This is a genomic window from Paenalcaligenes sp. (assembly GCF_030152715.1).
In the GTDB taxonomy this organism is placed as follows: Bacteria; Pseudomonadota; Gammaproteobacteria; order Burkholderiales; family Burkholderiaceae_B; genus Paenalcaligenes; species Paenalcaligenes hermetiae.
Genome location: NZ_JASLIX010000031.1, coordinates 22,929 through 36,490 on the forward strand (window position 1 = coordinate 22,929; position 13,562 = coordinate 36,490).

At 48.6% G+C, this 13,562-nt stretch carries 11 protein-coding genes; 2 read left to right on the top strand and 9 right to left on the bottom strand.

The genetic code is table 11. The annotated features are described in order from the left end of the window. Position 1: 1 nt before the first annotated feature. From Q1V74_RS02320 to Q1V74_RS02350, 7 genes are all read right to left on the bottom strand, one after another. The gene (locus Q1V74_RS02320; RefSeq protein WP_300646888.1) at positions 2 to 1,348 is read right to left on the bottom strand and encodes a TolC family outer membrane protein; all 1,347 of its coding nucleotides are present in this window, start codon (positions 1,346 to 1,348) and stop codon (positions 2 to 4) included. After that, positions 1,349 to 2,029, bottom strand: coding sequence for a protein-L-isoaspartate O-methyltransferase (locus Q1V74_RS02325; RefSeq protein WP_300646889.1), 681 nt, complete (start codon positions 2,027 to 2,029; stop codon positions 1,349 to 1,351). It lies immediately after the preceding gene. A 57-nt stretch (positions 2,030 to 2,086) separates the two neighbouring features. Then, a complete protein-coding gene (locus Q1V74_RS02330) occupies positions 2,087 to 2,821 on the bottom strand; it encodes a 5'-methylthioadenosine/adenosylhomocysteine nucleosidase (protein ID WP_300646890.1) in 735 nt (244 codons plus the stop codon). A gap of 44 nt (positions 2,822 to 2,865) precedes the next feature. Next, a complete protein-coding gene (gene thiD / locus Q1V74_RS02335; RefSeq protein WP_300646891.1) occupies positions 2,866 to 3,702 on the bottom strand; it encodes a bifunctional hydroxymethylpyrimidine kinase/phosphomethylpyrimidine kinase in 837 nt (278 codons plus the stop codon). Next, positions 3,695 to 4,507, bottom strand: a complete 813-nt coding sequence (locus Q1V74_RS02340; protein ID WP_260650339.1) for a thiazole synthase — start codon at positions 4,505 to 4,507, stop codon at positions 3,695 to 3,697. Before Q1V74_RS02340 ends, thiD begins: the two co-directional genes overlap by 8 nt. 81 nt (positions 4,508 to 4,588) lie before the next feature. Then, positions 4,589 to 5,401 (bottom strand): ABC transporter substrate-binding protein, encoded by an 813-nt coding sequence (locus tag Q1V74_RS02345; RefSeq protein WP_300646892.1) that lies wholly within the window; start codon positions 5,399 to 5,401, stop codon positions 4,589 to 4,591. Next, positions 5,401 to 7,242 carry a TonB-dependent receptor gene (locus tag Q1V74_RS02350; protein ID WP_300646893.1) on the bottom strand — a complete coding sequence of 614 codons (1,842 nt, stop codon included), beginning with the start codon at positions 7,240 to 7,242 and terminating at the stop codon, positions 5,401 to 5,403. The genes Q1V74_RS02345 and Q1V74_RS02350 overlap by 1 nt, the downstream gene beginning before the upstream one ends. Positions 7,243 to 7,592: 350 nt before the next feature. On the opposite strand from Q1V74_RS02350, the gene metH reads away from it, so the two are divergent. Together metH and Q1V74_RS02360 are read left to right on the top strand one after the other, a co-directional pair. Continuing rightward, positions 7,593 to 11,375: a methionine synthase gene (gene metH, locus Q1V74_RS02355; protein ID WP_300646894.1), complete on the top strand. Its 3,783-nt coding sequence runs from the start codon at positions 7,593 to 7,595 to the stop codon at positions 11,373 to 11,375. Next, entirely contained in the window at positions 11,375 to 12,193 is an 819-nt protein-coding gene (locus tag Q1V74_RS02360) for a helix-turn-helix transcriptional regulator (RefSeq protein ID WP_300646895.1), read from the top strand. Before metH ends, Q1V74_RS02360 begins: the two co-directional genes overlap by 1 nt. Before the next feature lie 28 nt (positions 12,194 to 12,221). Here Q1V74_RS02360 and ttcA read toward each other — a convergent pair whose 3' ends face one another. Then, positions 12,222 to 13,181 (bottom strand): tRNA 2-thiocytidine(32) synthetase TtcA, encoded by a 960-nt coding sequence (gene ttcA / locus Q1V74_RS02365; RefSeq protein WP_300646896.1) that lies wholly within the window; start codon positions 13,179 to 13,181, stop codon positions 12,222 to 12,224. A gap of 2 nt (positions 13,182 to 13,183) precedes the next feature. Continuing rightward, entirely contained in the window at positions 13,184 to 13,555 is a 372-nt protein-coding gene (folB, locus tag Q1V74_RS02370; protein WP_300646897.1) for a dihydroneopterin aldolase, read from the bottom strand. Between the last annotated feature and the right edge of the window lie 7 nt (positions 13,556 to 13,562).

Below are 13,562 nucleotides of genomic sequence, written 5' to 3' on the forward strand. Positions count from 1 at the left end.
GTCATTGCATTAGTGATGAGTTAGCTGGTGCTAGCAATGTATTTAACGCGGCTATATCCTCAGCGCGTAATAACCCAGCTGCTTGCTTCAGGCGTAGCCCCTGCAATAGGGTATTGTAACGAGCTTGAGCAAGCGCACGCTGAGTTTCATAAAGCTGTTGTTGGGCGTTAAGTACGTCAATATTAATGCGTACACCAATCTCATAAGCAGTTTGGTTGGCTTCCCATGCAGCACGGCTAGATTTTTCTGCTGCCTCTAGGGCTTTCACTTCGTGTAAGCCCGCCAATACACCACTAAAATAACTACGGACTTGCTCTTCTGCTTGGCGTCGCGCATTTTCTTGTTCGTAATGCTTTTGTTGTAAAAGAGAAGCGTTTTCTCGCACTCTAGAGGCTATAGCACCACCTTGGTATAAAGGAATGCTTAGTTCCACACCTATGCTGCTATCCAAAGAACGAGGGCTGGTGTTAGGGCCAGATACTCCCATGTTGCTTTGACTGCCGCTACGAGCTTGTAGTGTCACCGTAGGGGTGTGTTCGTGTTGATCCGCTTTGAGCTGATATTGTTGGGCCTGCATAGCAAGGCTAGCTCGCATTAAGGACAAATTGCCCAGGCTGGCTTGTTGCACCCACGCGTGGGGATCTAAGGGCTCGGGGGTGGGCAAGGTTGCTTGGTGATGAAGCGGAGCAATATGTTGCACAGGCCGCCCTAAAATACGACTTAGTTGGTTTTTTTCGGTAGTGAGGTTGTTTTCGGCGATGACAAGTTGAGCATTGAGTAAATCTAAACGAGATTGTGCTTCGTAGGTGTCAGTGATGGTGGCTCCACCTAAGGCAAAGTTTTGTTGCGCGGCAGCGAGTTGTTGCTCTATAGCTTGTTTTTGGCTTTGAAGGGAACGCAGGTTGTCTTGGGCAGATAAAATAGCAAAATATGTTTGAGCTACACGTAACATGAGCTCATGTTTGGCATTTTCCAAATCAAAAACAGCAATTGATGCCAAGTAACGAGAGCGTTCAAACTGGGCGATAGCCGATAAGTCAAAAAGGGGTTGGCTTAACCGCAGCTGCCATTGATTAACACGGGTATCACTGCTTTGATTCAGGCGGCTAGCGCGGCGGGTGTCGTTGTGTGTGATACCTGCGACGGCATCAACGGCGGGTAATAAACGAGCTCGAGCTTGTGCAATTTGCTCTTGAGAGGCCTGTGTTTGTGCGCGTTGTGCCGCATAGATGGGGTCATGTTGTTGGGCAAGCAGCCACGCTTGCCAAAGGTCGAGCGGTGTGGCTACCGCTTGGGTGGCTATCAATAGGCCAGCGAAGATAAAACCACACAGCTTTTTTTTCATCATTTAAAACTGAAAGCGGGTGACGCGGCTGCCACGTAAAGGCTTGATGACCGTATCAAAAAGAGGCGTGGTCTCAAAGCTAGCGGCACTGGTACGTGTAATACGCATAGCCGTCATAACTGGAGAGCGCCCGACTACTGCCACGAGCCGGCCGCCAATACAGAGCTGGTATTTGAGTGCATCGGGCACAACTGGGACGGAACCGGTAAGCAAAATAGCATCATATTCCGTCGTGCCCCAGCCCTCGTGGGCGTCGCCGATTTCTACATTTACATTTTGTACGTGTTGGCGTTGCAGATTTTCTGTGGCAAAGGCAGCTAGGGTGCTATTGATCTCTACCGAAGTGACCTGCTGAGCCAGACGAGCGAGTAGGGCGGCTTGATAACCGGACCCTGTGCCGATTTCCAGCACTCCATCGGTGGGCTTTAGGTTGAGTTCAACCGCTAAGCGTGCTTCGATGACGGGTTTTAGCATGTATTCGTTGGTATCGACGGCATCAATAATGAGCGGGATTTCGGTATCAGCAAAAGCCATGCCTTTGAAAGCAGGAGGGACAAAATGCTCGCGTGGTACATCGAATAAGGCCTGCAATACCTTTTCGTCTTCGACATACCAAGGACGAATTTGTTGTTCAACCATGTAATAGCGGGCAAGTTCGACTTCAGACAGCGCGTTGATATTCATAGCAGGTTCACAGTAGCAGGACAATAAAAAAAGACATTAACCAATCGTAAAGACTTATTATGCCTTGAACTCAATGGTATCGGCATTAATTTGGCACAAAGGAATCATACTTTGCAATAGCGTCGTGGCATTGGCCGCAGCAATAGGAGTAAATTGAGCAAAATCCATGTGTGCACCCGTGTTCGCATTATCTGAAATAGAGCGGATGCAGATAAAAGGAATGTGGTTTAAAAAACAAACCTGCGCAATGCTGGCGCTTTCCATTTCGCAAGCCAATGCATCAAAGTGTTGATGTAATTCTTGAGCTAGCTCTGGACTGGCAATAAATTGATCCCCTGTTACGATACGCCCAACAAAAAAACGGTGGTTTTTTAGATCGGCACACGCTTGGCGTGCCCATTGTAATAGCATGGGGTCAGAGGGGAAAGCATGGGTATCCATGCGGTAAAAATGCCCACGAGCTAAGCCAAGCGGGCGTAAATCCATATCGTGCTGCATGAGCGTGTCGGCAATGACAACGTCGCCAGGTTGAATCTCTGGATGCAGCCCACCGGCGACGCCGATATTAATAATGCGTTGGGTATGAAATTCAGAAATAAGAATTTGCGTGCAAAGCGCGGCGTTGACTTTACCCACCCCGCAAATAACAGCGACAACAGGGCTACCAGCATAGATACCCTGATAAAACGTCATGCCCGCTCGTTGGTGGGCTTGAGGCTGCTGGAGGGACTGCAAGACCACTTCAAGTTCTTCTTGCATTGCCACAATAATACCGGTTAAAGGCTGACTCATGGATAGTAAGACTTATAAAGAACGCCGTGATGGCGTCATCAAGGTTAATCAGTAGAGGGTAACGGTTTCCACCAAGCATGGAAATGATGTACAGGCCCATGGCCAGAGCCGACCCGAAGCTCGTTAGAGCGAGCAATTGCATTGTATAAATAAGCTTTTGCTGCTTTGGCGGCTTTGGGGACGGACGAGGACTGGGGGAGCAGTGCGGCTAAAGCCGCAGACAAGGTACAACCTGTGCCATGAGTGTTTTTAGTGGGAATGCGTTGCGCGGGCATTTCGATCATTTGATCGCCGTTATAAAGGAGGTCCGTGCACTCATTGCCTGGCAAATGCCCCCCTTTTAAAAGTACCCAGCGATGATCGGCGTCCGCCATTAAGCGTCGGAGCTTTTCCGCAACGGCATACATTTCCTTCACCGTTTCTGCTGGGCGCTGCTCTAAAAATACACCTGCCTCGGGAAGATTAGGGGTGATCATCGTGGCTAAAGGAAGCAAGGCTTCTCGCATTTCTGCGATGGCGGCTTTTTCTAGCAAGTGATCCCCACTTTTAGCGATCATGACGGGGTCTAACACAATATGAGTTGGCTGCCAGTGTGTGAGCGCTTCTACCACAGTGCGGATCACAGGTTGCTGTCCAAGCATGCCGAGCTTGACGGCATCGATGCTGATATCGTTAAAAAGGGTGTCAATTTGCTGCTTAATAAAAGCAGGGTCAACCGGATAAATGCCAGTGACCCCTTGGGTATTTTGTGCAGTAAGCGCTGCCACAACACCTGTAGCATAAGCGCCTAAGGCACTCATGGTTTTAATATCAGCAAATACGCCAGCGCCCCCAGACGGGTCGACGCCGGCAATGGTAAGGGTATTAGGGATGTTATGCATTGCTACGGGAGTGAATCATACCTTCGAGTGGGGAGCTTGGGTCTGCATCATAATATTTGCGCGGGATGCGGCCGGCTAAATAGGCTTGGCGACCTGCTAGTACGCCATGTTTCATAGCGCTGGCCATACGAATCGGGTCTTGAGCGCCCGCAATAGCGGTGTTCATTAGCACACCGTCGCAACCGAGCTCCATAGCGATGGTGGCATCAGAGGCGGTGCCTACTCCAGCGTCGACTAATACGGGTACGGTGGCTTGATCAATAATCAAGCGTAGATTCCAAGGGTTGATAATACCCATGCCCGAGCCAATCAGTGAGGCCAGGGGCATAATCGCAACGCAGCCAATGTCCTCGAGCATCTTGCATTGAATCGGATCATCGGCACAATACACCATCACATCAAAGCCCTCATCCACAAGTGTTTTTGCGGCTTTAAGTGTTTCGGGCATATTAGGAAACAGGTTGTTCGGATCACCTAAAACCTCTAGTTTGACGAGCTTATGGCCGTTGAGTAGCTCGCGCGCCAAACGTAAGGTGCGTACAGCATCCTCAGCGCTATAGCAGCCTGCTGTATTAGGTAAAATAGTAAATTCCGAAGGGGGCAAATAGTCTAATAGGCTAGGCTGGTTTGGGTCCTGACCGATGTTAGTGCGACGTATAGCCACTGTGATGATTTCCGCACCACTTGCATCAATGGCGGCACGCGTTTGTTCAAAGTCTTTGTATTTTCCAGTGCCAACCAATAGACGTGAGGAATAGGTTTTTCCAGCAATAATAAAAGGATCGTTAGGGGTAGTTGGATTCATCATTTTTGTACTTCAGGTGGTGAAAATAGTGACTATTTCAATCATACCCCCTAAGCATAAACGATTTTGTTCTTTTTCGTCCTATTGGGCTTCGTTTTGGGCCTGAACTTGTGCGCATAGCGCTTCAGTGGCTTCGATTAACCGAGGCCCAGCCCGATAAAAATGATCCGCATTTACAAACAAAATGTGGGGTGACTGTGAATAAAAGGGTTCCAGCAGCTGCAGTAGCGGAGCAAGCTCGTCGAGCGTATCGCTAGAAATAAGGGTCTGAGCGGGGTGCTGTAATAGTTGTTCAAGCGTAATAGCAGTCATCACAGGCTGATCGGCGGGGATCCAATTGTATAGACCACAATGCCGGAGCACATCATTTAGCATGGGGTCATTGAGCCCATAGAGTGGGGTTATATTTAAAAGAATCAGGGCACTGGTATGAGGGGGCGGAGCAGGCAGTTGAGCGATACGCTGTTGCCACTCGGCGCTGATTTGTTCTGCCTGCTCAACGCGGTTTAACCATTGACCTAATGTTAGGGCGGCTTGTGGGATCTCGGTGAGTGACTGAGGCTGAATATACTGCAGCGTAATTTGGCTTTGAGCCAAGACGGACTCAAGGCGTTGTAATTGTGCAGTAGGCTGCCAAGCCAATACTAAGTCAGGGGCGTAGGCAAGTAAGGCTTCAGCAGAAATGCTGACCCCATCCCCAACCCGAGGGAGCTGGTTGGCGGCAGGAGGGTAGTCACTGCTGTTGACCGTGGCAATGAGCTTATCTTCAGCACCAATAGCGTAAATGAGCTCCGTGATATGTGGGGCTAGGCTAATAACGCGCTCATAAGCGGCACTGCTGCCACAGTACAGCAGTGCTACGCTTACTAAAAGCCATCGGCGTATAACTTGCATCACATACGCCAAGACAGGTTCACAAACACATTGGAACCAGGCATGTTGTAGCCATAGCTGTTGTGATACGTTTTATCAAAAATATTATTCCAACGGATCTGGGCGGTCATGGTTTTACTGAGCGCATAATCAGCCGTTAAGTTCACTAAACTATAGCCACCTAGCTGGGTTTGGTTGGCTTTGTCTTCATAGCGCTTGCCTACGTATTGGTATTCTGCGCCTAGATCAAGCACTTGCCATTGATATTGCACCCCGGCTTTGATGTTTTGTTTTGCGCGGCGTACTAGCTGATTACGGCTACTGTCGTCGCGCGGATTGGTGAAGTCTGCCGCTGCCCATAGACGAACGGAGCCCATATCATGTGCTCCATATAATGACACACCGCGGATCGTAGCGCGATCAACATTTAGCGCGGTACATTCAAAGTTGTCATTACACACATAGGGGTCAATCAGATCACGGACTTTATTTTGAAAAGCGGTGACTTTGAATTGACTGGTTCCGTCATCGTAGCCAAGAGAGGCTTCGACATTACGAGATTTTTCAGCTTTTAAGTTAGGATTGCCTTGAAAGCCCCAGTCCAAGGGATAGTACAAATCAGAAAAAGAAGGGGCTTTGAAACCCGTATTCGCCGCCGCACCGATGGTCCATGAATCGTTTAAATCCATTTCATAACCGAGCCCGCCGGTCATACGATGCCCAAAACCACTGATATTGTCATTGCGTAGGCTCGCTTGGACGCGATGCTGTCCGTATTGAGCCCGGTAAATAGCCGCCACAGCGTTGGTGTTGCGGTTGGTATCCGTATAAGTCAACTGATGTGTGATGCGCTCCTCGAGACGCTCTACGATAAAAGCGAGCTGTTGATGGGCGCTTAAATCCCAATCGTTTTGCCAGCGATATTGCCGTTGTAGCGTACTAAAGCGACTGTCATAGGCAGGGTTTACCACTTGCTCTTTACTTAGACCAAAGTTTAAAGTGCTGAGCCAGTTAGCACCAAGGCGATTTTGACTATAAAGATCATAGCTTTGTTGGCGGGTTTGGGTAAAAGCGTCTCGAATCAACTCGCCCGCATCAAAATCCCCATTGATGTAGTTGTTATACGCGTTTATTCCTATTTTTTGCCCAGTAGCCCATTCATAAGCGAGGGCACCACTAAGGCTATGACTTTGGTAGCCGTCTTTGTCAGCGTAGTAGGAAAAAGTGTTGTCTTTGTTTGTGGCATTAAAACCCTTGCTATCAGCAAAGCTGGCGTTAAAGTTATAGCTGAGCCTTTCAGAGCCACCATCCATCCCTAAGTGGGTTTTGACGGTACGGTGGCTGCCATAGCCAATCGATCCGTAGAGCTGGGCGGGCTGGTGAGCAGCACCTTGTTTGGTGATGATATTAATTACGCCACCAATTGCATCGGAACCATAAAGACTGCTTGCCGCGCCTCGTACAATTTCAATGCGCTCAATACTGGCTGGGTCGATCGCATTCCAGTTGGCGCTACCATTGACGCTGCTGTTGATACGCATGCCATTGACTAACACTAATGTATGGCGTGCCTCGGCGCCGCGGATCGATACCCCTGTCGTGGTTTGTGGTCCGCCACTATTGTAAAACTCGATACTAGGTTGGCGGGCGAGGATTTCAGCTACGCTGTTCTGGCCTGCACGAGCGATTTCTTCTGCTGAGACGACACTGATATCGCCGATTGCCTCTTGTTCTGATTGGGGCGCACGCGCCGCGGTGACAACAATATGATCTAGCTCTTTGACAGGAGCTTGTGCAAAAGCGGAAGCGGAAAGCAGACTAGCGAGTAGACTTAGACTCGGACGATAAAAAGAAAATTTCATGAATATACCTGCTGGGCGCGCGTCCCCGCACGCCATGAAAGTAAACCGTAAGCACGGATGATTCAGGTAGAAAACAAAGGCCAGTATCGGGCTTAGTGATGAGCTAATACCGTTGCGGGGGCAGCACGTTTTGCCGTTATACGGTTACGTTTCCTGTATAGGACTGAAAGTTATATAGAATCCGTTAGACTCTAGCGTTCGCCTATATAAACCTTTGTTTCTATGATGTAAATTCAGCGTAATGCTGTGCTAAGGCTACAATTAAAACGTAGCTAAGGAAAGTGTGTGTACTGGATTAGCTCACTTTCTATTTTTTGTTGCTTAATTGATACACTTTGTAGGAATTTACCGTGTCTTATCCTGCCGCTCCCTATCCTCTGGATTCGTATACTCGTGCTGCTGACTTTGTGCGTTTGCTTGGTGAACGTATTGTTATTTTGGATGGTGCGATGGGTACCATGATTCAACAATACAAGCTTTCCGAAGAGGATTTTCGTGGGGAGCGCTTTAAGGCTCACCATAAAGACCTGAAAGGTGACAATGAGCTTTTGTCCTTAGTACGCCCCGACATTATTCAAGCGATCCATCGCCAATATTTAGAAGCTGGGGCGGATGTGATTTGTACGAATACCTTTGGAGCAACCGCAGTAGCGCAAGGCGACTACGAGCTTTATGACATTGCTTATGAGCTCAACTTGGCTTCTGCTCGGTTGGCGCGGGAGGCCTGTGATGCGTATACCCAACCAGAGCAACCACGCTTTGTGGCAGGTGTATTGGGGCCGCAACCTAAAACCGCTTCCATTTCCCCTGACGTCAATGACCCGGCCGCTCGCAACATCACTTTTGCGCAGTTGCGTGATGCATATACAGAGCAATTGAATGGCTTGATTGATGGCGAGGTCGATATTATTTTGATCGAAACCATTTTTGATACCCTTAATGCCAAAGCGGCTATTTTTGCAGTGGAAACCGTGTTCGAGGAGCGTGGTATCCGTTTGCCAGTGATGGTATCAGGCACAGTGACAGATGCTTCGGGGCGTATATTATCAGGGCAAACGGTTGAGGCATTCTGGAACTCTGTACGTCATGCGCGCCCTGTGACGATAGGGCTGAACTGTGCGTTGGGAGCGGCGTTGATGCGCCCGTATATTGCAGAGCTATCTAAAATCTGTGATACCTATTTGTGTGTATATCCCAATGCTGGATTACCTAACCCTATGGCAGAAACGGGTTTTGATGAAACCCCTAAAGACACATCCAGCCTGTTACACGAGTTTGCTCAAGCGGGTCTGGTGAATATGGTAGGGGGGTGCTGTGGTACCACGCCAGAGCATATTCGTGCGATTGTGGAGCAAGTCAAATCACTGCCACGGCGTCAGGTGCCAAATATCCCCATTAAAACGCGTTTATCTGGGCTTGAGGCCTTAAATATTGATGAGGACAGCCTGTTTGTGAACGTGGGTGAACGCACCAACGTAACCGGCAGTAAAGCCTTCTTGCGCTTGATTCGCGAGGAAAAGTATGAAGAGGCGTTGGATGTGGCGCGCCAACAGGTAGAAAACGGGGCGCAAATCATTGATATCAACATGGATGAAGCCATGTTGGACTCCGAGGCAGCTATGAAGCGGTTCTTGAATTTAATTGCTTCTGAGCCGGATATTTCACGCGTGCCGATTATGATCGATAGCTCTAAATGGTCTGTGATTGAAGCGGGCTTACAGTGCGTGCAAGGCAAGGCGATTGTGAACTCGATTTCCATGAAAGAGGGCGAGGCGGCGTTCATTGAACACGCTAAGCTTTGCAAAAAATATGGGGCGGCAGCGGTGGTGATGGCCTTTGACGAGATTGGTCAAGCCGACACGTTTGAGCGTCGTATCGAAATCTGTGGTCGAGCTTACGATATCTTAGTGAATCAGGTTGGTTTTGCGCCTGAGGATATTATTTTTGACCCCAATGTATTTGCTGTAGCTACGGGCTTAGACGAACACAATAATTATGCGTTAGATTTTATTCAGGCGATTACATGGATTCATAAAAATCTTCCTCATGCACGTACTTCGGGCGGGATTTCAAACGTTAGTTTCTCTTTCCGTGGTAATGAAGCCATGCGCGAGGCCATTCACACCGTGTTTTTATACTACGCGATCCGTGAAGGGTTGACGATGGGTATCGTAAATGCTGGACAGCTAGGGGTTTACGCAGATATTGACCCTGTGGTGCGCGACATGGTCGAAGACGTTATTTTAAATCGCGCGGAGCCAGTGGGGAAAACCGATCCCGACGATGAACGCAGCAATACCGAGCGTTTAGTGGAGCTAGCTGAAAACGTAAAAGGCGATGGCAAAAAACGTGAAGAAGACCTGAGCTGGCGAGAACAACCCGTAGAGGGGCGTTTAGCCCATGCGTTGGTGCATGGTATAACCACATATATTGTAGAAGACACAGAGGAAATCCGTCAGCAAATAGCTGCACGTGGTGGTCGTCCTATCGAGGTCATCGAGGGGCCGCTAATGGACGGTATGAATATTGTGGGGGATTTGTTCGGTGAGGGCAAAATGTTCTTGCCACAGGTGGTCAAATCCGCCCGGGTAATGAAACAAGCCGTTGCGCATTTGGTACCCTTTATTGAAGAGGAAAAACGTCAAATTGAAGCGGCCGGGGGCGATGTGCGTTCCAAAGGTAAGATCGTCATTGCTACCGTTAAAGGCGATGTTCATGATATTGGTAAAAATATTGTGGACGTGGTGCTGCAGTGTAATAACTTTGATGTGGTTAACATGGGCGTCATGGTGCCTTGTGCGGAGATTCTTGCTAAGGCCAAAGAGGTCAATGCGGATATTGTAGGTTTATCGGGCTTGATTACCCCTAGCCTAGAGGAAATGGCTTATGTGGCTTCGGAAATGCAGCGAGACCCTTATTTCCGCGAGCGTAATATTCCTTTAATGATCGGTGGGGCTACCACAAGTCGTGTGCATACAGCTGTAAAAATTGCGCCTAATTATGATGGGCCAGTGATTTATGTGCCGGATGCAAGCCGTTCGGTTGGGGTTGCCACGCAGTTGATGTCAGAAGACGCGCGCGAACCTTATTTAGAGGCTTTACGTAAAGAGTACGACTTGGTGCGTGAACGCCATGCGAATCGTCAGCACACACCATTGATTTCTTTAGAGCAAGCGCGGGCAGATGCACCAAAAATCGATTGGGATCATTACACCCCACCCAAACCAAAATTCATTGGGCGTCGTTTATTTAAAAACTTTGATCTAAACGAAATCGTTAAGTTTATTGACTGGACCCCATTTTTTCAGACGTGGAGCTTGTTTGGGCGTTACCCACGTATCCTAGAGGACGAGGTGGTTGGCGAAGAAGCGCAAAAGCTGTTTGCGGATGGGCAGGCGATGCTGAAAAAAATCATCGATGGACGCTGGCTGCGCGCAAACGGTGTGGTGGCTTTTTATCCTGCTAATACGGTCAATGGTGAGGATATTGAAATCTACACGGATGAATCGCGCTCCGAGGTGTTATTTACTTGGCGTAATTTGCGCCAGCAAACGGTAAAACGCGAAGGGGTCGATAGCAAGTGCTTGGCTGACTACATTGCCCCTAAAGCAAGCGGTATCGAAGATTATATCGGTATGTTTGCGGTAACGGGCGGGTTAGACATAGAAAAACACTCGGAGCGTTTTTTAGCCGAAGGGGATGTGTATTCTGACATCATGTTAAAAGCGCTAGGTGATCGCTTTGCAGAAGGCTTTGCTGAGTGCTTGCATGCTCGAGTGCGACGGGATCTTTGGGGGTATGCGCCCGACGAGGACTTAGACAACGACGCCCTTATTCGTGAAAAATACCAAGGGATTCGACCGGCACCTGGCTACCCCGCGTGCCCGGAGCATACGGTAAAAGCAGATATGTTCCGTGTTATGCGTTGTGAAGACATCGAAATGTTTTTAACCGAAGGTTCGGCCATGCACCCCGCTTCTAGTGTGTCGGGATTTTATTTTAGTCATCCTCAGTCTCAATATTTTAGTGTTGGCGATATAGGAGAGGATCAGCTAGCCGATTTTATAGCACGTAGTGGGCGCGACGAAGCCGAGGTACGGCGTGCGTTGGCTTTTGCATTGCGTGATAATTAATGTGTGCGACAAATTCTAGCTACCTTAAAGCGGATACCTCTGCGGCGGCTTTACGCCGCAAAGTATTAGGCAATTTTCTACGAGAGGCGCGTGCGCATGTACAGCCCCAAGATTGGGGCTTGCCTGTAGGAACACGGCGTCGCACCCCTGGATTACGGCGTGAGGAAGTCGCTCAGCTTTGTGCCATTAGTGTCACGTGGTACACCTGGATAGAGCAGGGGCGAGATGTTTCGATTTCACCTACGGTATGTGCGCGCTTAGCAAAAACGCTGCGCTTATCTCGCGCAGAGCGGCAGTACTTATTTGATCTAGCTGAATGCGCGGACCCCGAGGCCGACAAAGCTGAGCTTAAGCCATTGCCGCAGGGGTTAAGTGACTGCGTGGATCACATCCTTGCGCCGGCGTATATTTTGGATCGCAGTTGGAATGTGCTGGCACGTAATCAGGCTTTGTTGGATTTATTTGCAGGTTGGCCAGATTGCAGCTCTAAGCCTAATTTATTGCGTTATATCTTTTTAGATACCCGTGCTCGTGATTTGGTTGTGGATTGGGAGCGCCGTGCCCAGCGCGTGGTGGGGGAGTTTCGAGCGGATGTGGGGGTGCATGTGGATGAGCCCGAAGTGCGCGCCCTGGTCGCCGAGCTACAAGAGCAGAGCCCTATCTTTGCTCAGTGGTGGGGGCGGCAAATGGTGACAGAGCGTGAGGGTGGGATTCGTGAGTTCAATCACCCTAAGCAGGGCTTGCTGGTGTACCAACAGTTTACTTTTCGGTTGGCAATACGTGCTGACTGTAAGCTAGTTATGCTACTACCACATTGATAAGGCGACAGGAGCCGCCTTTTTCACCTTATTGGCGTTGAATAGGAATCACCTTAGGCATAGGTTGCACTGATGCTGTGGGCTCGGTATCCGTATCGCCAAAGCGTACCGCTTCAGGGGCTGGACTAAAGTCCTGCGCATCAAAAGCCGTATCTCCCTCTGGGTCTGCTTCGCCGGTAATCGCTAAATTAGCAAAGTCGAATAAATTCCTATCCATTAAATGTGAGGGTACAACGGTATTCAGTGCTCCAAACACATTCCATGTGCGTCCCGGGTATTTTTTATCCCACTCTGCAATCATACGATTTGCTTCCTGGCGCTTTAGGTTTTCCTGAGAGCCGCATAAATTACAGGGAATGATGGGAAAGTTACGTAATTTTGCATAAGCGATAAGATCTTTTTCTGCCACATAGGATAAAGGGCGAATCACAATATGCTTACCATTATCGGATTGGAGTTTAGGGGGCATGGCTTTTAAGCGGCCGCCATAAAATAAATTCAAGAAAAATGTGGCTAAAATATCATCCCGGTGGTGACCCAACGCAATTTTAGTTGCCCCCAGCTGTTCTGCTACCCGATATAAAATACCACGACGCAAACGGGAGCAAAGCGAGCAATAGGTTTTGCCCTCGGGGATAACACGAGTGACGATGGAATAAGTGTCCTGCGTTTCAATGTGATAATCCACCCCGATGCTTTCTAAATAGTTAGGGAGCACATCTGCAGGGAAACCAGGTTGTTTTTGGTCTAGGTTGACCGCCACAATATCAAAATGAATCGGCGCACGGGCTTTTAGTTTTAATAGAATATCTAATAAACCATATGAGTCTTTACCCCCAGATAAACACACCATGACTTTATCGCCGTCTTCAATCATATTAAAGTCAGCAATAGCACGCCCGGTCTCCCTTAATAACCGCTTTTCTAATTTGTTATTTTCGTGCTTTTGTTTTAGCTCTGCTTTAGTAGGGAAATCCTGAGTGTTCATAATTAACGCTGTAGTTCAATTTCAATACCCACCGTTTCACAGTCGGTAAATGCTTGGGGTTTACTAATTCGTAGTTTAACGCGCTGTACGGAAGGAAAGCGCTCTAAGATCGCTTGTGCAGTACGCTCAATCAATGTTTCTAAAAGATTAACATGCTCTTGGGTACAGCAATCAATAATAGTCTGTCGTAGTTGGCGGTAGTCTAAAACACTATGTATGTCTTGGTCGTTGCAACGCGCTGTGACTAAGGTATCAAACTCTGCATCAACATAAATGGGTTGGGTAGCGCGTAATTCATGCTCTAGGATCCCAATACGTGCGTCAATCGTTAGCTTATTTAAAAAAATTCGACGCAAAAACGGGGGGGTAATCATAAAACCG